Annotated in this window: 20 protein-coding genes and 1 tRNA gene; 11 read left to right on the forward strand and 10 right to left on the reverse strand. The window is 56.4% G+C overall.

Translation table 11 applies throughout. The annotated features are described in order from the left end of the window. Positions 1–21 precede the first annotated feature (21 nt). The 4 genes from rpe (at position 22) to PHP98_03295 (ending at position 4,567) form a co-directional block, all read left to right on the forward strand. The gene (rpe, locus tag PHP98_03280; GenBank protein ID MDD5482661.1) at positions 22–699 is read left to right on the forward strand and encodes a ribulose-phosphate 3-epimerase; all 678 of its coding nucleotides are present in this window, start codon (positions 22–24) and stop codon (positions 697–699) included. Positions 700–748: 49 nt separating this feature from the next. Then, the gene (gene lepA, locus PHP98_03285; protein ID MDD5482662.1) at positions 749–2,557 is read left to right on the forward strand and encodes a translation elongation factor 4; all 1,809 of its coding nucleotides are present in this window, start codon (positions 749–751) and stop codon (positions 2,555–2,557) included. 15 nt (positions 2,558–2,572) lie between these two features. Then, complete coding sequence (gene lepB, locus PHP98_03290; GenBank protein MDD5482663.1) at positions 2,573–3,649, forward strand: signal peptidase I; 1,077 nt, start codon at positions 2,573–2,575, stop codon at positions 3,647–3,649. Between the two features lie 159 nt (positions 3,650–3,808). After that, a complete protein-coding gene (locus tag PHP98_03295) occupies positions 3,809–4,567 on the forward strand; it encodes a hypothetical protein (GenBank protein ID MDD5482664.1) in 759 nt (252 codons plus the stop codon). A gap of 31 nt (positions 4,568–4,598) precedes the next feature. Here the strand turns inward: PHP98_03295 and PHP98_03300 are convergent, their stop codons facing one another. Further along, entirely contained in the window at positions 4,599–5,741 is a 1,143-nt protein-coding gene (locus PHP98_03300) for an HRDC domain-containing protein (protein MDD5482665.1), read from the reverse strand. Positions 5,742–5,946: 205 nt separating this feature from the next. Between PHP98_03300 and PHP98_03305 the strand changes: the two genes are divergently transcribed. The 4 genes from PHP98_03305 (at position 5,947) to PHP98_03320 (ending at position 10,756) form a co-directional block, all read left to right on the forward strand. Beyond that, positions 5,947–6,843 carry a PHP domain-containing protein gene (locus tag PHP98_03305; GenBank protein ID MDD5482666.1) on the forward strand — a complete coding sequence of 299 codons (897 nt, stop codon included), beginning with the start codon at positions 5,947–5,949 and terminating at the stop codon, positions 6,841–6,843. After that, positions 6,840–7,985, forward strand: coding sequence for a radical SAM family heme chaperone HemW (gene hemW / locus PHP98_03310; GenBank protein ID MDD5482667.1), 1,146 nt, complete (start codon positions 6,840–6,842; stop codon positions 7,983–7,985). The genes PHP98_03305 and hemW overlap by 4 nt, the downstream gene beginning before the upstream one ends. Before the next feature lies 1 nt (position 7,986). Next, positions 7,987–8,943, forward strand: a complete 957-nt coding sequence (fmt, locus tag PHP98_03315; GenBank protein ID MDD5482668.1) for a methionyl-tRNA formyltransferase — start codon at positions 7,987–7,989, stop codon at positions 8,941–8,943. A 220-nt stretch (positions 8,944–9,163) separates the two neighbouring features. Next, positions 9,164–10,756 carry an AAA family ATPase gene (locus PHP98_03320; GenBank protein ID MDD5482669.1) on the forward strand — a complete coding sequence of 531 codons (1,593 nt, stop codon included), beginning with the start codon at positions 9,164–9,166 and terminating at the stop codon, positions 10,754–10,756. A gap of 86 nt (positions 10,757–10,842) precedes the next feature. On the opposite strand, the gene queC is transcribed toward PHP98_03320, so the two are convergent. The 8 genes from queC to PHP98_03360 form a co-directional block, all read right to left on the reverse strand. After that, complete coding sequence (queC, locus tag PHP98_03325; GenBank protein MDD5482670.1) at positions 10,843–11,526, reverse strand: 7-cyano-7-deazaguanine synthase QueC; 684 nt, start codon at positions 11,524–11,526, stop codon at positions 10,843–10,845. Beyond that, positions 11,523–12,176, reverse strand: coding sequence for a radical SAM protein (locus tag PHP98_03330; GenBank protein ID MDD5482671.1), 654 nt, complete (start codon positions 12,174–12,176; stop codon positions 11,523–11,525). Before PHP98_03330 ends, queC begins: the two co-directional genes overlap by 4 nt. An 83-nt stretch (positions 12,177–12,259) precedes the next feature. Continuing rightward, positions 12,260–12,634 (reverse strand): 6-carboxytetrahydropterin synthase QueD, encoded by a 375-nt coding sequence (queD, locus tag PHP98_03335; protein ID MDD5482672.1) that lies wholly within the window; start codon positions 12,632–12,634, stop codon positions 12,260–12,262. Positions 12,635–12,764: 130 nt separating this feature from the next. Next, a complete protein-coding gene (locus PHP98_03340) occupies positions 12,765–13,697 on the reverse strand; it encodes a lysophospholipid acyltransferase family protein (GenBank protein MDD5482673.1) in 933 nt (310 codons plus the stop codon). A 179-nt stretch (positions 13,698–13,876) separates the two neighbouring features. Next, the gene (locus PHP98_03345; GenBank protein MDD5482674.1) at positions 13,877–15,040 is read right to left on the reverse strand and encodes a DUF362 domain-containing protein; all 1,164 of its coding nucleotides are present in this window, start codon (positions 15,038–15,040) and stop codon (positions 13,877–13,879) included. Between the two features lie 110 nt (positions 15,041–15,150). Next, a complete protein-coding gene (locus PHP98_03350) occupies positions 15,151–15,564 on the reverse strand; it encodes a hypothetical protein (GenBank protein ID MDD5482675.1) in 414 nt (137 codons plus the stop codon). A gap of 173 nt (positions 15,565–15,737) precedes the next feature. After that, positions 15,738–15,831, reverse strand: a tRNA-Ser gene (locus PHP98_03355). A gap of 502 nt (positions 15,832–16,333) precedes the next feature. Then, the gene (locus tag PHP98_03360; GenBank protein ID MDD5482676.1) at positions 16,334–17,395 is read right to left on the reverse strand and encodes a Gfo/Idh/MocA family oxidoreductase; all 1,062 of its coding nucleotides are present in this window, start codon (positions 17,393–17,395) and stop codon (positions 16,334–16,336) included. 167 nt (positions 17,396–17,562) lie between these two features. Here PHP98_03360 and PHP98_03365 point away from each other — a divergent pair, with 167 nt between their 5' ends. Together PHP98_03365 and PHP98_03370 are read left to right on the forward strand one after the other, a co-directional pair. Beyond that, a complete protein-coding gene (locus PHP98_03365; protein MDD5482677.1) occupies positions 17,563–18,630 on the forward strand; it encodes a 3-isopropylmalate dehydrogenase in 1,068 nt (355 codons plus the stop codon). 55 nt (positions 18,631–18,685) lie between these two features. Continuing rightward, a complete protein-coding gene (locus PHP98_03370) occupies positions 18,686–19,699 on the forward strand; it encodes an aspartate-semialdehyde dehydrogenase (GenBank protein MDD5482678.1) in 1,014 nt (337 codons plus the stop codon). A 42-nt stretch (positions 19,700–19,741) separates the two neighbouring features. On the opposite strand, the gene PHP98_03375 is transcribed toward PHP98_03370, so the two are convergent. Beyond that, positions 19,742–20,872, reverse strand: coding sequence for a uroporphyrinogen decarboxylase family protein (locus PHP98_03375; GenBank protein MDD5482679.1), 1,131 nt, complete (start codon positions 20,870–20,872; stop codon positions 19,742–19,744). Positions 20,873–20,991: 119 nt separating this feature from the next. On the opposite strand from PHP98_03375, the gene PHP98_03380 reads away from it, so the two are divergent. Continuing rightward, a complete protein-coding gene (locus tag PHP98_03380) occupies positions 20,992–21,867 on the forward strand; it encodes an AraC family transcriptional regulator (GenBank protein ID MDD5482680.1) in 876 nt (291 codons plus the stop codon). Positions 21,868–21,922: the final 55 nt, after the last annotated feature.

Here is a 21,922-nt window from a genome sequence, read left to right on the forward strand (position 1 = left end):
TTCTGTTATGCTTCCGCCCTTATGAAGAAAACAATTCCGGAAGTGCGTATAATGCCGTCCCTGCTTGCGGGCGATTTCGGCAACCTGGAGTCCTCCGCCAAAAAAGCCGAGGCCGCCGGCGGGGACGCTTTGCACCTTGACATCATGGACGGCGTTTTTGTGCCGAACATCAGTTTCGGGCCGGACGTCGTCCGCATGGCGCGGCGGGTTGTCAAAATGCATTTACACGTGCACCTGATGATGATCCGGCCTGATTTGTATGCGGAAACTTTCGTGAAAGCCGGCGCGGGCACGCTTTTGATCCAGGTGGAATCGGACTGCGATGTTTCCGGAACGCTTCGGCATATCCGCCGGCTCGGCGCCCGGCCGGGAATTGTGCTGAATCCGGAGACGCCGCATGAGGTGGTTCTCCCGCACCTCGGCGAGGCCGATGGAATTCTTTGCATGAGCGTTCATCCCGGGTTTGGCGGCCAGAGTTTTCTGCCGGAGGTTCTGCCGAAAATACGCGCATTGCGCGCGGCCGCCGGCGCGAAGGATATTGCCGTGGATGGCGGCATTGACCTGGAAACCGTGGCGCTGGTTGCCGGCGCCGGCGCCAACGCCATTATTGCGGGAAGTTCGCTTTTCAGGGCAAAGGACATGGCCGCTGATCTGCGGAAAATGAGGGCAAAAGCCGAAGAAGCGCGGGAAAAGAAATAACTTTGTTTTGCCTCCGCGGCCTCTGCGTCTCGGCGGTCAAAGGCGTCACATGGATAATTATTTATCGTTGATCCGCAATTTCTGCATCATTGCCCACATTGACCACGGCAAGTCAACCCTGGCCGACCGCATGCTGGAACTGACCCGCACGGTTGAAGCGCGCGATTTCCGCGACCAGATGCTGGACAGCATGGATTTGGAGCGGGAACGCGGTATAACCATAAAATCCCATCCCGTTACCATGCGTTTCCAATCCTCCGGCGGAAACAATTATGAGTTTAATCTGCTGGATACTCCCGGCCACGTTGATTTTACCTACGAGGTTTCACGCAGCATGGCAGCCTGCGAAGGGGCCATTTTGCTGGTGGATGCCGCCCAGGGCGTTGAGGCCCAGACCGTGGCCAACGCATTCCTGGCGATGGAACACAACCTCAAAATTATTCCGGTGCTGAATAAAATTGACTTGCCGACCGCCGACATCGCCGAAGTGTCCGGGCAAATTGAGGAGGTGCTGGGCATAAGCATCGCGGAGGGGGTGATGGTCAGCGCCAAAACCGGCGCGGGCGTGCGGGAGATGATGGAGCTGATTGTCGGAAAGATGCCGCCGCCTTCGGCAGAGGCCGGGGCGGGCCGCACCAGGGCGCTTATCTTTGATTCGGTCTACGACGCCTACCGCGGCGTCGTGCCGTATGTGCGCGTCTTTGAGGGAGAGATCAAGGCTGGCGAGCGGGTCTTTATGATGGGCACGGGGCTTGCCTCGGAAATCAAGGAGGTCGGAATTTTTACCCCGAAAATGATGCCGGTGAAAACGCTGCGCGCCGGCCAGGTGGGTTACATTGTCGGCACCATCAAATCCCCGCGTGATATAAAAGTCGGGGACACCGTCACCGCCGCCGTCCGCCCGGCGCAAATCCCCCTGCCGGGATTCAAGAACGTCCAGCCGATGGTTTTCAGCGGCGTGTACCCGGTTAATACGGCCGATTATGAAAAACTTAAATCAAGCCTGGACCGGCTCGCGCTTAACGACAGCTCCTTTACCTGCCAGAACGAGTCGTCGGTTGCCCTCGGGTTCGGTTTCCGTTGCGGGTTCCTCGGCCTCCTTCACCTTGAAGTTGTCCAGGAACGGCTGCGGAGAGAATACGATCTTGACATTATCAGCACTTATCCGGCGGTGGTTTACAATGTGATCCTGAAAGACGGCGCCGTGCGCACAATTGACAATCCCACCAATCTGCCTGATCCGACCCGCATTGAACGGATTGAGGAGCCGATGGTGAAGGCTTTCATCATCTGCCGCAACGAGCAGATAAGCGACTTGATGAAACTTATCATGGACCGCCGCGGCGTCCTGGACAAAACGGATTCGCTGGATACAAAACGCGTCATGCTGACATGCACGCTGCCCTTAAATGAAATCCTGGTTGACTTTTATGATTACCTCAAGAGCCTGAGCCATGGATACGCGTCCATGGATTACGAACACAGCGGCTATGCGGCGAGCGACCTGGTCAAGGTTGACATTTTATTGAACGGCGAGCCGGTGGACGCTTTTTCTTCCCTGATGCACCGCTCCAAGGCCGAAGGGCGGGGGCGGCAGATGTGCGCGGCCTTGAAAGAGGTCATCCCGCCGCATCTTTTCGCCATTCCGGTTCAGGCGGCCATCGGCAAGACGGTCATTGCCCGCGAAACTATCCGGGCCCTTCGCAAGGATGTGACCGCCAAGTGTTACGGCGGGGATATTACCCGGAAAAGGAAACTGCTGGAACGCCAGAAGGAAGGAAAAAAACGGATGAAGCAGGTGGGGCGGGTCAATGTTCCCCAGGAAGCTTTCATCAGAATATTAAAATCAAATGCCTGAACGGAGAAAGTATTCATGCAGGTAAAATCATTTTTAACGCGGCGAAGAATCCGGAGACAGGCCGTCCATCTCTTGAGAAGCGCCCGGCACATCTGGCGCCTGCGCGAAGATGTCGCTGTGCCGGCCGATTTGCAGCGCATGGAGGCATCAATGCGGGACCTTTCCGGGCGGTTGAAGGAAAAAGACTGGCCGGGGGCGGAACGGGCCTTTCCCGTGCTGGCGGAGGCCATCCGGAAGCTCAATCCGCCCCGTCCGTACGCGGTCCTGCGTGAAAACATTGAAGTGCTGGTGGTGGCCCTGGCCGTGGCCATGGCTTTTCGCACTTATTTCGTCCAGCCTTTTAAAATACCCACTTCTTCCATGTTTCCCACGCTTTCCGGCATTCATTATGTTGGAAAGGAAGGCAAGGGGGTTTTTGATTATTTCCCTTTCAATATCGTTAAGTGGATTGTCTTCGGTGAAAAATATGTTGAAATTAAAGCACGCGTGTCGGGGACGGTTGCCGTGGGGCAGACCCGGGAAGGCCCGCTGATCAGCGTGGGCGGCATTCTTCATCCGCTTTTCCCGAACATGATTTTGCGCGTTTCGCACGGCGAAACCGTTATCCGCGGACAAATCCTGGCCACGGGCGCCAAGACCGCCGGCGACCATATATTCGTCAACAAGATCAAGTGGAACTTTGTCAGCCCGGAACGCGGCGAAATCATGGTGTTTAAAACCGATGGCATCCGCCATCCTCAGATCAAGCCGAATGAACATTACGTCAAGCGCATGGTCGGCATGCCGGACGAAACCATCGGCATCGCAACGCCGTTTTTTTATGTCAACGGCCGTCGGATGGCCGGGATAGATGTCATGGACAGAATTCAGTCTTGCGCGGACGGTTATAACGGCTATATTCAGTCCGGTGATTTTATGACCGGCGGCGTCCATTCCGTGAAGCTGGGGGAGGGGCAGTATTTTGCCTGCGGCGACAACCAGCGCAATAGTCTTGACAGCCGCTACTGGGGCCCGGTTCCGCGCGAGAACCTGGTGGGTCCGTCTTTTTTTGTCTATTGGCCGCTGTCCGCCCGATGGGGGCCGGCACGGTAAGCGAGAAGACAAAGAGCAGAAGTCAGGGTTCGGCGGCCAGAAACTTTGAACGTTCAACGTCCGAATGTGCGGTCAGGAGTTCAATGTTGTCCGCCCTGGCGGAAAAGTTGAAGGTTGAAAGTTTCTACAGTCTCGGCGTTTCCATGGGACGTCAATGCAATGAAATCATTATTTAGAGTATCATTCCTGATTGCCATTGTTGCGGTATTGGCCGGCCCGGCCCATGCCGCTTCGCTCTCCGGCGCCGGAACGCGCGAGACCCTGATTACGCAGGAATATCTCGGATTCCTCACCATCGGCGCCGATTACCAGCAGCAGGAGCGCGATATCAGCATCGCCTCGCAGGGCGAACTGCGGCTGAAATCGCAGACGTTTGACGGTTATATCGGCGTTGATCCCTGCCAATGGATGGTGATTTTTGCGACCTTCGGCGGCACGGCCGCAAAAACCACCGTGGAAGAAACCTATAATGATTCCAAATTCAAATGGTCGGCCGGCTTTGACGTCAGCTGGTGGCGTTATTCTCTCAAAAATCCCGCTTTTATGGCAGGCGATTTAAGTCTTAAAACGCATGCCGAGTTTGCCGCTTACCGCTCGGGTTCCGGCGCTGAAAAAATCAATTGGAACGAGATATTTGCCGCCCTCCTTGTCAATTACGAAGTGTTTGTTTTAAATAAGGGCGATATGGCAAAATACCCATATAGCCTTGCGCTTTATGCCGGCCCGGCCTTGTCATGGCTGGAAGGGGATTGTTATGCCGGGGGGGACGCCGGCCGGAAAACCGATTTTCACGAGGCTAACCTGGCCGGGATCATTGCCGGCGCCGAAATTTTCGCGGCCCCTAATGTTTCATTCGGCGGCGCGTTTCAATATTACGACGCCATGACGTTTAATCTTGGAGTGCGCTACCATTTTTAAGCCTTCCGAGTCCGGCGATTGAAGCCGCGGCTTAATTTTGGCGCAGGGAAGATTCGCCGAACAGGTTCAAAAATTCCGGCAGCAGAAAATCCCTCTGCCAGTTTCGAATGCGTCCGGCGATATACGGCGGCGCGGGCCGGCCGGGGTTGCGCGCAAACCATACCATCACTTCCGCGTCAAATAGGAGATGTTGTTCAAGGTTAAGGGCCGTGGCTTTTTCCAGCCGCCAGCGGCGCATGTCTTTCAGCCTTTTTTCCCAGTTCTGCGCCGCCGGGGGCAGGCTGTGCCGGCTTTTCCGCGCCGGATGAATTTCTTCGGGCGCGTTCAGTCCGGCCTGAATGGCCTGCATCAGGCCGTCCCGGCCATGTTTTCGGTAAAGCGCGGGATGAAGTCCGCGAAATGATTTTATTTTTTCGCCGTCTTTCGGCGGCCGCCGGGCGAGTTCAATTAAGAGCGCGTCGCGGATTACGAATTGCGGTGGCAGGTCAAAGCGGCGGGCCGCGCTTTCCCGAAAATCAACAAGCGCTTTCAAAACGGACAGCGAGCGCGGGGAAAGGGCGGCGGAATGCTTTATGCGGCAGTGCGCGCTCACGGGATAAGCAGAGGCCAGCGTTTTCTCGGCGCGTCCAAATTCTTCCTTGGCCCATTCCAGCCGGCCGGCCAGCCGGACCGTAAGGATTTCCTGAAGCGCGTGCAGCATATTCACGTCCCGCGCGGCGTAATCAAGGGCGGGCCTGGAGAGAGGCCGTTTCAGCCAGTCCTGTTTCTGGTAGCGCTTGTCAATTTTCATGCCGAACAATTCGTTGAGCAGATTGGCCAGGCCGGGCTGTTTGAAGCCGCAGAACATGGCGGCAATCTGGGTGTCAAAGGTTTTGCCCAGAATCCAGCCGTAAAGCTGGAAACAAGTTCGCCGGTCAAAATCGGCGTTGTGCATGATCAGTTCGTGGCGGGAGCCGGCCAGCAGGGCGCCGAGCGGTTTCAAGTCGTGAAGCGCGAGCGGGTCAATGATAAAGACGTCGTTTCCCGGGGTGGCAATCTGGATTAAAGCCAGGTGCAGGCCGTAATGATGGAAATTGTTTTCCATTTCCATGTCAACGGCCAGCGGGTTCATATCCCTGATTTGCGCCAGCGCCGAATCCAGGCCGCTTTGATCGCTGATCAATTGGTAATTCATTTTTAAAGCCGGATTGCGTCCGCGGCCATGAACGGTTTTTGCCGGTTTTTTTGTTGTTTCCTGCAAGGCCGGAAGTTTAAGGCAATGGCGCATTATGCCCGATCGGGCGCGTCCCTGCAAGCGCGGAAGATTGCCGCGCCCGTTGCGTCAGGGTTTATTTAATAATTGCAACCGGCGGAGCTTTCGGTTAACTTTTTCGGAATAAATGAGCACGATCGACCTCCATCTTCATTCCACATTTTCCGACGGAAGTTTTTCGCCGGAACAGCTGGTGCGCGCCGCAAAGAAAGCCGGTCTGGCGGCGATTGCCCTGACCGATCATGACAGCGTCAGCGGCGTGCCCTTGTTCCTGGAAGCCTGCCGGCGTGAAAACATCCGCGGCGTGCCGGGCGTTGAAATCAGCGTGGATTATCCGCGCGGCACCATGCATATTCTCGGCTATTTTATTGACTGTAATTCCCGCGAATTAAACAACCATATTGAGAAATTGAAGGCCGGGCGCGCGGCGCGCAATGAAAGAATCATGAAAAAACTCAATAACCTCGGCATTCCGTTGACGCTTTCCGAGGTGGCGTCTTTTGCCGGCGAGGGCAATGTCGGCCGCCTGCATTTTGCGCAGGCCCTCGTGGCGCGCGGATATGTCAAAAGCAATCAGGAGGCTTTTGATCGTTACCTGGGCAAGGGTCGGTCGGGCTATGTTGAGCGCCGGCGGCTGATGCCCCGGGGCGGCGTGGAAATGATTGTCAAGGCCGGCGGCTTGGCGGTTCTGGCGCATCCCTTTACCCTGGAACTTAATCCGGAAGCCCTTACAAAACTCGTGGCCGAACTCGCGGCGGACGGATTGCAGGGCATTGAAGTCTATTATCCCCAGCATAACCCCAACCTGCTCAAAAGATACCTGGCGCTGGCGCAAAGGTTCAATCTGGTCGCCACGGGCGGAACCGATTTCCATGGCCGGGCCATGCCGGATATAAAAATCGGACGCGGCTTCGGGACGCTCAACGTGCCCGCCGGCGTCTTGGACCGGCTTGAAGAGCGCCGCGCGGGAAAAAAAACGGCCGCCCCGGCGGCGCCGGCTGGCGGGAACCGGGATGCGGAATGAACCCCCGGCCTGATTCCCGCCGCCGCGGACTTTATATTCATGCGCCCTTCTGCGACGGCAAATGCTTTTATTGCGCTTTTTATTCGCGGCCTTATGAAAGCACATTGGCGCGCCGCTATCTCTCCGCGCTGGAAACGGAATTGAAACAGCGTCCGCCCCTGGTCGTGGAAACAGTTTATTTCGGCGGCGGCACGCCGACCGTATTTTCATCTTCGGAGCTGCGCGAACTGTGCCGGATAGTGGCGCGGAATGTTTCCCTGACCGGCCTGAAAGAATGGACCGTTGAGGCCAATCCGGGTTCGCTCACGCCCGGCAAGCTGGACGTGCTGGCCGCGGCCGGCGTCAACCGCATCAGTCTCGGCGCGCAGTCGTTTGACGATGCGGCGCTGAAATGGCTCGGCCGCCGCCACACTGCGGCCGATATTTACAAGGCCGTGCGGATGGTTAAGTCGGCGGGGTTTGACAATTTCGGGATGGATATCATCGCCTGTATCCCGGGTTTTCCCCCGGACACTTGGCGCCAAACAATCTCCGCTGTTGTTGCGCTCGGGCCGAAGCATATTTCGGTTTACGCCCTCACCGTGGAGGAAGGCGCGCGGCTGGCCGCCGGTGCGCCGTCAAAAAAGCGCGCTTTCAGGCTTCTCTCCGAGGATGAGGAGCTTGCGGATCTTTATCTTGCCGAAAAAATCCTGGCGGACGCGGGGTATGAACATTATGAAATTTCAAACTACGCCCGGCCGGGTTTTGAATGCCGGCATAACGTTGCCTGCTGGCGAGGAGGGGAGTATATCGGAATTGGCCCCGCAGCCGCCTCGCATGCCGGATTAAAACGCTGGACAAACCGGGCGGATCTTGGAAAATATCTTGCGTCCCTTGAACGCGGCGAAAAACCGCCGCGTTCCGTTGATGCGTGCGGCGAAAAAACCAGGCGGATTGAGAAAGTTGTTTTTGGCCTGCGTTTGAGCGCGGGCGTCAGCGCGGAAACGGCGGCCGGCTGCGAAAAACCGCTGCGCGCTTTGCGCGCGCAGGGACTGGTTGCATGCGCAAACGGCTGCTGGCGGCTGACGGAGCGCGGAAAATACCTGGCGGATTACGTCGGGATTGAAATCATGACCTGGGCGGACCGGCCCGGCGGGGGATAGCATGAGAATAATTTTTATGGGATCGTCTGAATTCGCCTGCCCGGCGCTGGAATTGATCCTGAAAACCGGGCGCGATGAAGTTGTTGCGGTCGTCAGCCAGCCGGAGCGGCCGAGCGGCCGGCGCCGGCGGACTAAAAAATGCCCGGTTGATGAATTTGTCTCACGCGCATCCATCCGGACGCTGACGCCGGAAAATGTGAATGCGCCGGAAAGCATCGCGGCATTGCGGGCGCTTGCGCCGGAACTCATCGTGGTTGTGGCCTATGGCCAGATATTAAAGTCTTCCCTGCTCAAGCTCCCGCCGCAAGGCTGCGTCAATCTGCATGGTTCGCGGTTGCCACAATACCGGGGGGCGGCTCCGATTCAATGGGCCATTGCCCGCGGCGAACGGATGACCGGCGTAACGACCATGTTCATCAATGAAAAAATGGACGGAGGCGACATTATTCTGCGGGCGGAGGAAAGGATTGCGCCGGATGACACCGCCCTTTCCCTTTCCCGCCGGCTGGCCGAAAAAGGCGCCGAGCTTCTGCTTGAATCGCTGGCGCAGATCCGGGACGGCCGCGCCCCGCGAATAAAACAGGACGAATCGGAAGTTTCCTATGCCCCGCGCCTGAAAAAAACCGACGGCCGGGTTGACTGGATTATGCCGGCCAAAGAGCTTTCCGACCGTATTCGGGGTTTTCAACCCTGGCCCTGTTGTTATTTTACACTGCAGGCGGAAACGGCGCGGCTTGCATCCGGCGCCGCAACCGTGAAGATTCTGCGCGCCCGGGTTGAGCCCGGCGGCGGAGCGGAACCCGGCGCGGTCCTTGAAACCTGCGGCGCCGGCCCGCTGATTCAGACCGGTTCCGGCGCTCTGCGCCTTCTTGAAGTCCAACCCGAGGGGCGGAAACCGATGGAAGGAAAAGCCTTTCTTTGCGGCGGAAAAATTTCGCGGGGGGAAATTTTAGCGTAAGGCCTCAGTTTTGAGGGGGAGAGAGAAACCGTAGGGGCTTCGCTTGCGAAGTCCTCTTCAATAAAGACGGGCGCGCGACAAGCGCGGCCCCTACGAAGACTGGCCAATTGAATTGCCATCCACCCACATAACTGAGGGGTTACATTTTGGCATAAAAAACGTTTGTATTTGTTCCGCCGGCGTAATAAAATATATTGCGTTGCCAATGAAGTTGTCCGCCATGAGTGACGATAAAACCAAACCATCTCCGGAGGATCTTCGCCGACAGGTTGAAGACATGTTGCGCAACGGCCGCTTTGCGCCGATCATGGGCTTTCCGCGGCCGGAAGACGCCGCCGCCGGCGGCCGGGAGGAAGCCGCGGCCGGAAATGCGGAAAAATTGCGCAAAATCAGCGAATTCAACCTGAAACCGCGTGAGATCAAAGACTATCTTGACCGCTTTGTCATTCAGCAACAGGAGGCCAAAAAGGCGCTCGCCGTGGCGATCTGCGACCATTATAACCATGCGCGGCAATGTTTGCGCAATCCCGACCTGCGCGAGCGTGAATACGCCAAGCAGAATATAATCCTGCTCGGGCCGACCGGCGTCGGGAAGACTTACCTGATGCGCTGCATTGCGCGGCTGATCGGCGTCCCGTTCGTAAAATCGGACGCCACCAAGTTCTCGGAGACCGGCTACGTGGGGCACGACGTTGAAGATCTGGTGCGCGATCTTGTCCGCCTCGCCGGCGGCGACGTTGCGCTTGCCCAGTACGGCATCATTTATATTGACGAAATAGACAAAATCGCCTCGGCTCCGAATGCGGCCGGCCGCGACGTTTCCGGGCGCGGCGTGCAGGTCAACCTCTTGAAACTGATGGAGGAAACCGATGTCAATCTGCAGAGCCAGACGGACATTCTCGGCCAGATGGAAGCCATCATGCAGTTCCAGAAGACCGGCAAAACGGCTTCGCGCACCATCAATACCCGCCATATCCTTTTTATCGTCAGCGGCGCCTTTGAATCAATCGCCGATTGTGTGCGCCGGCGGATGGCCAAGTCGGCGATCGGTTTTGCGGTGGAAACGAAGGAGCGGGAGTCCTGCGAGTATCTGAAAAAAGCCCGGACCATGGATTTTATTGCGGGCGGTTTTGAGCCGGAATTTATCGGGCGCCTGCCGGTGCGGGTTGTCTGCGACCAGCTGACCGCGGAAGATTTGAAACAGATTTTGATTTCTTCGGAGGACAATATATTGACCCAGTATCAGCGTGATTTCAGCGGTTTTGGCATAGATTTTTCCATTACCACCGAGGCGATTGACGAAGTTGCGCGGCAGGCAATCACGGAGCAAACCGGCGCGCGGGGCCTGATGACGGTGATGGAGCGGGCCTTCCGGAATTACAAATTCCAACTGCCCTCTACGGTTGTTAAATCTTTTGAGGCCACCCGTGAAACCATCCTTGACCCGGACGCGGCCCTGAAAAAAATACTGCGCGCCAACCGCGACTCGCAGAGGGTTTTGCTGCGCGGTGAAATTGCCGATTTCATAAGCCGTTTCCGGGAAACGCACGGGCTGGAACTCGTTTTCAGCGACGATGCCGTTGATTTGCTGGTGGAAATGAGCGTGGAACAGGATAAATCCGTCCGGGCAATCTGCGCGCGGAAGTTCAAGGATTTTCAACACGGCCTGAAAATCATCGCCAACAACACCGGCCAGACTTCGTTCGTGATCGCTCCGGAAACGGTCAGAAATCCGGACGAGGCGCTTTCCGCCTGGATCGTTGCGAGCTTTCAAACCAAGGCGGACGGCCCGCCATCCAAAACTTCCCGCTGACGCGCCGCTGTTGAGATTAAAAGCTTTGCCGCCGAACTCGCATGCGTTGGACAATTGGTTTTCCGGGCTGTGCGCCGGGCAGGGATTTATTTGTATTCCAGCGGATCGCGGACTTTGTTCGCCTTGAAGGCGGCCATGCGTTCCACGCAGGACGGACACTGGCCGCAGGCTTTTTTATGGCCGCGATAACAACTCCAGGTATGCGCGTAGTCCACGCCGAGCGCCAGGCCGGTCCGCAAAACCTGTTTTTTCCCGGCCCCGGCGAAAGGCGCTTCTATGCGGACCGCCTGCCGGTGATTCAGCCGCAGAACTTTATTCATACCCGCCACGAATTGTTTTGAACAGTCCCAGTAACCGTAGTAATCCTGGCGCTGGGCCGCGTAATACACTCTGGTTATGGCCAGCGCCTCGGCATGGGCGCAGGCCAGCGCGAGCAGGATCATGTTGCGGTTGGGCACATAAGTGGGCGGCTGCGAAAGTTCCCGCGGCCGGATGGCGGCGTAATCCGGAATCGGATTAAAGCGGGAGGTCAATGCGGAAGATTTTCCGATAAACCGTTTAAAAAAAGAAATATCAACAACGAGATGCTCGCGGACGGACAGGCGGCGGATTTGCCAGCGCGCGCAGGAGAGTTCGCGCGCAAAATGTTTCTGGCCGTAATTGAAGGTAAGCGCGTAAATCGCCTCGCATTCCAGTTGCTTGCGCAGATAGTGCAGGAGGGTCGTTGAATCCAGCCCGCCGCTTAATAGAATGACTGCTTTTTCTTTCATTTCGCGCGTTCAGCTTGCGGCCAGATTTGCCGGTGCAGCTGAAGATTGAAACGCACCGGCAGGCCGTCTCGGGCAATCCAGGACGCCAGCGTCCGCGGCTTCAGGAATCCGGCGGCCGGGCTGAAATTGACCGCTTTGCAGCGCGCGGCCAGGCGGTGTTTTTCTGTTACCCGGCGGGCCCATTCGTAATCCTTTCTGCTGCAGATGACAAACTTAACCTCGTCGTTCGTCTTCAAGCGTGGTATGTTTTTCCAGTGAACCGTGTTGGCAAAACCGCTGCCCGGGCATTTTATGTCCAGAATGGTTATGACGCCGTCGGGGACGCGCGCCGTGTCGCAAGCGCCGTTTGTTTCCAGCAGGATTTTTCCTTTTCGGCGCCGGAGGAGCAGTTTCAGGAGGTCGTAAACGTTTTCCTGCAGGAGGGGTTCTCCGCCGGTAATTTCCGCCAGGGGCGTTTTGGCGGCCGCGAAACCGGCCGCCAGTTCGAGGATGGGGCGGGCCCGGCCGCCGCGCCAGGCATATTTTGTGTCGCAATAGCGGCAGCGCAGGTTACAGCCGGCGAGGCGGATGAAAAAACACGGCCAGCCGCTCCAGGTTGTCTCGCCCTGGATGGAGATGAATGTTTCGCAGACCAGCAGTTTTTTTTTCACGGCGTTGCGTTGTTATTATTTGCGGCCGCCGGGGCGGACGCATGGTTCGTTTGCAAACTGGCGAATGGTGGTTTGTCCGGGAATCAGTTTTTTTTACAATACCAGGCGGCCGTGCCGTGGTTTTCGCTGACCCGCACGCGGTGCAGCCGGCAACGGGCGGCCGGGAACGCGGGGGCAAGCGCTTCAAAAATAAAGCGGGCGATATTTTCGGCGGTCGGATTTCTTCTTTTAAACATCGGCAGGTCGCTCAGGTTCCGGTGGTCAAGCTTTTCCAGCGCGGCCCGGAGCGTCGTTTTTACCTGCTTGAAATCAACCAGCATGCCCAGACGGTCGGTCGTTTTTCCCCGCAGGAAAATTTCAACTTCCCAGTTGTGGCCGTGCAGATTGGCGCACGGGCCCTGGTAGCCGGCCAGCCTGTGCGCTCCGCAAAAACTTGCCTTTATGCTGATTTCAAACACAAGCATTATCCCCGCGTTGCTGAAAGTTTGCGCCGTGATTTGTAACGCATCTTACTCTCTCCGGCGGAAACATCAACCGGAAAACTTAAGGCGGCGGGGCCGCAATCCGGCGTTTGTTTGCACCGTAGTTTTACGCTTCCGGAGACTGGCGTTTGTTTTCAGTTTTCGCAAGGGGGTCAAAAATCCAGCGTTTGTTGAACCAGAACCATTGTTCCGGTTCGTTCCGGACGCATGCAGTCAGTATGTCAAAAACGGCTTGGGTTATCCGGAGGGCGTCGGTCCTTTTTTCGGCATGAGGGTCCGGAAAAATCGGCTCGTAAATCCGGCAATGGTGTTCGCCCCAGCCGATGCGGCTGATCATAACCGGGAAAACCGGCGCGTCGGCCTGATGGGCGATGAACCCCATGCCTTCGGCCACGTTTGCGGTTTTTCCCAGGAATTTGACGGGCAACGCGTCGGTTTTTCCGCGCACATCCGATAAAATCGCGAGCATGCGGCCGGTCTTTATCTTACGCAGGATTGTTTTCAGGACGGAGGCCGAGCGCAGGACGGTTTCAAACCCGGTGCCGGCCCGGGCCCGGTTGTAGAATTCATCCACGAGCTTGTTTTTCTGCGCGGCGGCCAGCGAAAAAAGCGGAATGTCATGGACCAGACAGGCCAGTGCCGCCAGTTCCCATGCACCCATGTGCGCGGTGGCGATAATTCCACCCCGGCCGGAGCGCACCCATTCTTGCATCCGGACAATCAGCGGATTGATCTTCACTGCCTTGAGCGCCCAGGCCCGGCTGGAGACCGGCAGGCGGATCGCCTCCACAACCGTAAATATGAAGTTGCGCCATGAAATCCAGGCAATCCGCCGTATTTCGCCCTTTGAGAAACGGGCTCCGAATACCTCGCGGATGCGTCCCTGTGCTTCGCGCACGCGGTAACGGACAATGTAAAAGCCGATTCCGGCGGCGCACCAGCCCAGAAACAGGGCGGCGCGGTAAGGAAGACGGCGGAGAAGCGCCGCCGCCAGCCGAACGAGGACATATTCCAGAATATGTTTCAGACTATATTTCATTTTTTTTCAGGACTCAAAATTCAGGATGTCCTGCAAATATGCCTCCTGTAATTTGCAGGATAACCGTGTCCGACAATAGACAACCGGCGCGTGCCGCACGGCCAAATTTACAAATGTTTTTACCGGCGTTCTCGTTCTGACTCCTGCATCCCCGCTCCTGACTGCCCTGATCGGCAACTTCATTTTTTTGATTTTTGCGGCGAAAGCAAGGCAAACAACGGACTCCGCATCATTTTTATCGCGCGCTCCGGGCAGACTTCATGACAGCAACAACAGCCGATGCATTTTTTCCGGTCAAGCCGCGGCCGCGTCCCGTCAATCCGGCCGGTTTTATCCGGCTGGTTTAAAGCAAGCGCCCCGACCGGGCAGGCCCGAACGCACCGTCCGCAGGCCGTACAGTTTTCAGTGAAGACAGGCCTGACCCAGAGGTAAGGTTCCGCCAGCCGCACCAGCCGCCGCGGAATGAATCTGGCCGCTTTTGCGGACGCCGGCAGTTTGATCGGGGGTATCCGGCCCAAGTCGCGGGTGTCGCCAATCAGGTCAATATTTTCCGGGTCTGTTTCGCCGCTGCCGGCGCGCCGCAGGCTGTCCAGATAAAACACGTCCTTTACATTTATATTGAGCATTTTGCAGAACGCTGTGTCAAGCGCAACCCCGTCCGTTGAGGCGGCCATGAACCCCAGTTGAAGGGGGGTTCCGGCGGAAGGCCCGTCGCCTTCCATGCCGATTACGGCGTCGCATACGGTCAACCCCGGCCGGACGAGTCCATAGAGAAAAGCCAGGCAATCGCCGAACTGGCGCGGGTTCGGGAAGGTTTTGTGCAGCATCGTTTTTTGAAAACCAGGTAAAAGCCCGAAAAGGTTTTTTGCCGCGTTGGTAAAGAGCGTGAAGGCATGGGTCTTTAATTTGGGAACATTGATGACCAAATCGGCGTCGCAGGCCGTGCGGGCGATGGCCAGCGGCACGCCTTGGTAATCGTGCGCAATACAGGACTCTTTTTCAAAGACGACGAATTTAACTTTCTCTTCATCGCACAACGCGCGGAATCCCGTTTTTTCCAGAACGGAATCCATTTTCATCACGCCCGCGGGGCTGTCGCCGACCAAAGGCGTTCCGCCGCATCGGCGCACCGTTTTAATCAGGGCGCGCACGATTTCCGGATGGGTCGTAACCGCCTTTTCCGGAGCGCGGTCGGTCAAAAGGTTCGGTTTGATCAGCACCAATGCTCCCGGCGGAATAAATTGTTGCGGTCCGCCGAGGGAGACAAAAAGCTTTTCCAAGGCAGCCGTGATTTCCTCCGGGCGGTATGTGCTGCATTTTGCAAGGGCAACGCGGGTTTTCATGAAGCCTGCTTTTTCAACCGGCCCGTCAATTAACGGACAATTTTATCGTCAACGGACCGATGGCCGCTTGTTTTGGACGGCGGTGCGGCCGTTTTGAATTTGAAACTGACTCATATGATTTTCTGATTTCCCGCCGCCGGGGAGGGGAGGGGAGTAACACGCAGGGGGAAGCGGATTTTTAAGTCGTTGTCTAGCAAAACTTCAATCCAGTGCACGCCCGATTCGGTGAAGGCAATGTTGATGAAAAATTCAATGTTGGTGACAATCGCCTCCGTGTTCTGCAGTTTGACCGGAATGCTTCTTCCCTGGGCGACGACCTTTTTCTGGTCTGGTTTCAGCAGGCGGCTCATCTGTTGAAATTCGCCCTCCCCGTTGCACCAGCGGGAGACCAGGCACATGCGCGGAAAAACGAGCGGATACTGGTTCGCGTTGATGACGTCAAAAAGTCCGATCAGGATGAATTTTCCGTTTCGTTCCTGCCGCACGTCATCGCACAATAGACAAGCCTGTATGTCTGGAATCATGGTTTGTTTTTTTCCCAGGTTTTTATCATGGCCCGCGCCGGCATGTTGAATCGCGCCGGTTGGCCCGGTTTTGACTGTTGCGGGTGTAAAACCACAAATTCCCGGAAACTCTATCACTGACGGCCGTGTTTCTCCACTACATTTTTGACTAAAACATGGGAATTTTTGATGGCTGGCGGAGAGGGGGGGATTTGAACCCCCGGTACCGGCAATTACCAGTACGACGGTTTAGCAAACCGCTGCTTTAGACCGCTCAGCCACCTCTCCGTTTTTACTTAATTGCTTGAAAATCAATAATTTGCAAAAATAAAATATTTTTGTAATTCAATGCTTGCCGCCTGATGTTGCAACCTGTGTGATGTAGGCATTATGAAAAAGGTTTCAACGAATCAAATTCTTAATAAAGTCGTTCATTGCCTTTATCGCTCCGATAAAATCAAAGACATACTATGCCATTTTAAAGCGTTATGGCAATCAAATAAAACGGTCTTTGAGAACCACGGACCTGGCCCTTGCCGAACGCCGCATTTCAGAATTACAGGAAAAGGCATCGCGGCTCTGCACGGGCGACAATGCTGAAATTACGTTTGCGGAGTTAGGGAAAAAATGGTTGCAAGTTATTATTGCCTCATTGAAACAGTCATCATACCTGCGTCAAACCCAGCTAGTGAGATCGCTTGACAGATTTCTTGATAAGATGGTAGTGCGTAGAAATGTCCGCCGCAAACAGGCAATATAATTGCGCGATGGCCGTTAAGCGAAATACGGGCTAAACGGCCGTTTCGCGTCCGTTTTTGCCGGAAGCATAAACGGCGTCAATCAGTTTCATGACCGTAACGCCTTCTTCGGCCGTGGCGGCCGGCGGGCATTTTCCGCGGCAGGCCTTGATGAATATGCCGGCCTGGCGATGAAATATATTTTCGGACTCGTTGGTCAACGGGGAAACATTCGCGATCCGGTTGTTGTTTTCAGTGAAAATCGCGAGCGGTTTTCCGTCAAGGAACCGGGCCCCGCCCTTGTCCCCGAGCACGTCAATATAGTTCTGTTCTTCCGTGTTGGCCGCCCAGGCTATTTCAAAAACCATGGTGGCTGTTTTGCCGAATCGGACCAGGCCGACGGAATAGTCTTCAACGTCGCATGTGCCGTTGTAATTCGGCGGTCCGGCCCACATGCTGACGTAACGGTATTGGCGCATATTCCGGCCGAACTTGGCGTAGTTCATGGCGCTGACGCTGGTCGGGTTCCAGAGTCCGCTGACGTGCATGGCGGCGTCAAACCAGTGCACTCCCAGGTCAATCAGGGGGCCGCCGCCCGAAGCGGACTTGGTGGTGAACCAGCCGCCCAGGCCCGGGATGCCGCGCCGGCGGATGAGAACCGTTCGCAAATGATAAATGTTGCCGAAGAATCCCTTCTGGATGTAATCGCGGACGATTTTCACCTGTTCGTTCTGGCGTCGGACCATGCCGATTTGAATGATTTTTTTTGCTTTCTTGCCGGCCGCGGCGATCCGGGCGGCTTCCGCGGCGTTCATGGCCATCGGTTTTTCCAGTAAAATATGCTTGCCGGCCCTGAGGGCGGCAAGCGCCACCTCGCAGTGCAGGGCATTGCCGACGCAGATGCTGACCGCTTCCACGCCGCTTTTGAGCAGTTCGCGGTAATCGTTATATTTTTGGCGGACATTGTATTTGTTTCCGATCTCATTCAGCCGCGTGTTGGCGACGTCGCAAACGGCCGATATTTCGGCGTCGGGCAGGGCGCGGTAAGCGTCCGCATGGACGCTGCCGATGGCGCCCAGCCCTATGATGCCGACTTTGACTTTGTTTTTACTCATGTTTTTTTGTTTTTCCGTACAATTATGCAGTGATTGCCGCAAACGTTAACGGCCGCAGGTTGAAAAGCAAGAAAATTTTTACGGCCGGCCGGCCTCAAAAAAAAGGTTGCACTTGCGGTAAATATTGATAAATTACGGGCTTTTATTGGAAAGAGGAAGGGAACCATATGGCAAAACAATACAAGATTGCGGTGATTCCCGGCGACGGGACCGGGCCGGAAGTTATCAGGGAAGGATTGAAAGTCCTGGAGGCGGCCGCCTCTAGATTCGGATTCAAGCTTGATTTTACGCATTACGACCTGGGCGGCGCCCGTTACCTTAAAACGGGCGAAACCTGCCCGGCTTCGGTCGTCCAGGAACTGCGCAAATCTGACGCGATTTACCTCGGCGCGATCGGCCATCCCGACGTTAAGCCCGGCATCCTGGAAAAGGGAATTCTGCTGGCCCTCCGCTTTGAACTGGACCAGTATATTAATCTGCGGCCGGTCAAACTGTTTCCGGGGGTGGACTGCCCCCTCAAAGGCAAGGGGCCCGAACAGATTGATTACGTCGTTGTCCGCGAAAATTCGGGCGGAATGTATACCGGAACCGGCGGCATCATGATGAAAGGCACGCCCAACGAGGTGGCGGTGCAGAACATGTTGTATTCGCGCTTTCAGGTTGAACGCTGTTTGCGCTATGCCTTTGAATATACGCGCAAACGCAACAAGCGCAAGACCCTTGCCTTGAGCGGCAAAACCAATGTCTTGACTTATGTCTTTGACCTGTGGGAGCGCGCTTTCCATGAAATCGGGCAAAAAGACTATCCCGAGATCAAGCGCGATTATTACCATGTGGACGCCACTACCATGTGGATGGTTAAAAACCCGGAATGGTTTGACGTGATTGTCACGGAAAACCTTTTCGGCGATATAATCACGGACCTGGGCGCCATGACCCAGGGCGGCATGGGCATCGCCGCCGGCGGCAATATCAACCCCGAGGGGGTGAGCATGTTTGAGCCCATCGGCGGCTCGGCCCCAAAATACACCGGAAAAAATGTCATCAACCCCCTCGCGGCCGTTTGCGCCGGACAGATGATGCTGGCCGAGCTCGGCGAGGCAAAGGGCGCGGACGCCATTGAACAGGCGGTCATGTTCGTTACGGCCAACAAGGTGAAAAACCTCGGCGCCGGCAAGATGGGATATTCAACCAGCGAAGTGGGGGACATGGTGGCCGAAAAAGTCGCCGGTTGATTTTTATCCGGAAAAAATCTTTATTGCGGTCTGTTTTGCTTAAAGGGATAAAGCGATGAAAAAACACAAGGTCGGCATAGTCGGCATAGGCGCGGTTGGGGCCGAAATGATCCGCGTCCTCCGCCAACGCAATTTCCCGGTTGAGGAAATAAGGATTTTGGCGCGTTCAGAACGGGATGAGGTCATTGACGGCGAAACCTTTCATGTTATCCCGGCTTCGCCGGAGGCTTTCCAGGGATTGGATTTTGCCTTTTTCGCCGGCACTGAAGGGGCGAAAGGCGCGTCCCAGCAGTTCGGCTGGCCCGCGGTTGAAAAGGGCGTCATTGTTATTGATAACGGCGATGATTTCCGCATGGATTCACGCGTGCCCCTCGTGATACCGGAAATCAATCCGCAGGCATTGGACAAGCACAATGGTTTTATCGCCAATCCGAATTGCAGCAGCATCATAGTGTTGATGGCCTTAGCCCCTCTGCACCGGGTGGCGCGCATCCGCCGGTTTGTGGTGAGCACCTACCAGGCCGTCTCCGGAACGGGCCGGCCGGCGATGGTGGAACTTGAGCAGCAGGTCCGGGACTATGCCGCCGGCAAAGAACTGAAACATTCCGTCTATCCCCACCAGATCGCCTTCAACCTGATCCCCAAAATCGGCGGGCCGAAAGACGAGCTTCCGGGATATACCAGCGAAGAGCTGAAAATGCTGAAGGAGACCCGCAAGATATTTGAGGATAAAAGAATCAGGGTTTGCGCCACCTGCGTGCGCGTGCCGGTACTGAACGGACACTGCGCGGCCGTTAACATTGAATTTGACCGCCCGATGACCGTGGACGAGGCCCGCGCCATCCTGGCCAAGTCGCCCGGCGTGGTGGTTTACGATAACCTGCCGGCCGATGAGTATCCGATGCCGGTCAAAATTTCCGGCCAGGATAACGTTTACGTCGGCCGGATCCGCCCCGATGAAAGCGTCAAGAACGGGCTGGCGCTGTTTGTCAGCGGAGACAATATCCGCAAGGGCGCGGCCACCAACGCGGTCCAGATTGCCGAGCATCTGATTGCGTCCGGCAAGTGAGCGGAAAAATCTTACGAGTATGCTTAATCCCGGATTTTTCTTTTACAACCAGCCCGTGGCTTTGGCCAGCAAACGCACGTAATTGACGTAATCGGGCCAGGAAACGTCCGGCGGGACGCCGTGGTCGCAGCCGGGGATATAGCCGTCGTCTTCAATCACGGGGCGCAGTCTTTCTATTTCCGCTTCTATCACGCGGCCGCCCCTGGCCATGGCGCGCTTGTCCACTCCTCCGCGGAAAGCCATGTTTTTCCCGAATTGCTTGCGGAGCGCGGCAATGTCGTTGCCGGCCGCAACTTCCATGGGGTCGCAGACATTGATGCCAGCTTCAATCCAGAGCGGGATCAGTTCGCCGACGTAGCCGTCGGAATCGCAGGCGTAGACCGGCACGCCCGCGCCGCGAATGATCTCGCCCCAGCGCTTCCAGGTCGGCAACATGAATTTTCTGGCCATTTCCGGGGAAATCATGGAAAAATTCTTGTAAGCCATGTCTTCGGAGATGTGGATGCTGTCCGGGATGCAATATTTGAAAGTTTGCCTGAGCACCCCGGCGATATATTCCTGCCAGAAGGCGATCATATCGGCGGCCAGGGCGGGGGCGTCGTAAAACAGCATGCAGAGCCCTTCAAATCCAACCCATTCGCGCAACTGCCAGAAAGGGCCGTAAATGTTCGGCTCAACAAACCAGTCGCGCCCGCGCAACCGCCGGCCGAGTTCTTCGGCTTTCGGCGGCAGCCGCGCCGGGTCATTCGCATTATAACGTTTTTTCATGTCTTCCCAGTCCTTGCGGTTTTCCACCGGGCATTTGAGCCAGCGCCGGGTCACAAAATCCCTGCCGCTGCGCAGATATTCCACGGAATATTTCTTGTCAATCTCGCAGACGTTGCCTTTCCAGTCCTGAACGATTATGGAATTTTCATTCTCCTCAATGGTTTTTTCCTCAAACTGCGGGATCATCATAAAATTGACAGAAAAATTTGTTCCGCCCTGCGGCCAGGGCAGTTTTCCCCCCGCCAGGCGGTAGGCGTATTCGTTGTATTGATTGGCCTGGTCCGCGGGCAATCCCTGTTTCCGCCAGGCGGCAATTGTTGATTCCCGTCCGCAACCCGGCGTCAGTGGGACCATGTCGGGTTTTTTAAACAACAACGTTTGCAGGCATCGGTCGCGTTCGTTCATGGTGGTTTTCCTTCTCTGATTATATACTATTCGCTTATGTTATGAATTAGCTTGAATTGTTTATGGGGCAATGTTAGTAAATGCTTTCATGTAAAACAATGCACAAAGCGATCATTTGTATGGACAAAACAATCGCAAAGATAACTGTCTTCCGCGAAACGCGGTTCCGGACGCCCGGCGTTTATGAGCGCCGGGCCGGACTATGGGTGGACCGTATCGGCAGCGCGCGGGACGCGGGAAAAGACCTTTGCCGGCTGCGCATTCTGGGACAGTGCGCGGTTGTGGCGGTGGAATCGGGCGCAGGCGTTTTAATAACGCAAAGCGGTGGCCGTTATCCCGTTCAAGCCGGCGATGCGTTTCTGCTCCTGCCGGAAGAACCGGCGGTTTACGGTCCGGACCGGACCTGGTTCAGCCGCTGGATTCTCTGGAACGGTCCGCTGGCGACGACACAGCTTGACATTGCCGGGCTCGGTTGCCGCGGGCCGGTGCTTCATCGTGCGGCCGAAATCGTGCGCCCGTCATTTTATGAGTTGCTGCGGCTGATGGATATTGAGGACCGGGCCGCGGCGCTGGAGCGGCAGGCCGTGATCCTGAACATGCTGGCGGGGTTATTTCGTCTCCAATCCGCCGGGAATTTTAAGGCGTCCGGCCCCGGCTTGGAAGCCGCGATCGGACATATTCGGCGCCGCTTGGGGGCCCGGCTGACGGTCGGCGAACTGGCCGCGGTCAGCCGTTTGAGCGTGCCGCACTTCCGGAGAATGTTCCGCCGGCACACCGGCCGCAGTCCCGTGGAATTCATCATGGCCGCGCGCATTTCCCGCGCCAAGGATTTGCTGCTGCGGGGCGCTTCCATCAAGGAGGCCGCCGAAGAGACCGGGTTCGCCGACCAGTTTTATTTCATGCGCGTATTCCGGAATGTTGCCGGACAGACCGCGGGAGAATTTATCCGGGGGATGCCGCGCGCGCCGGCGCGCCAAGGCGGGGGCGGGTTATAACCGCCGCCGGCGGCAAAAGGCGCAAAATAATGTTTTTTTTCCTTGCGTTCTATCC

Source organism: Kiritimatiellia bacterium (assembly GCA_028715905.1).
Lineage (GTDB): Bacteria > Verrucomicrobiota > Kiritimatiellia > JAAZAB01 > JAAZAB01 > JAQUQV01.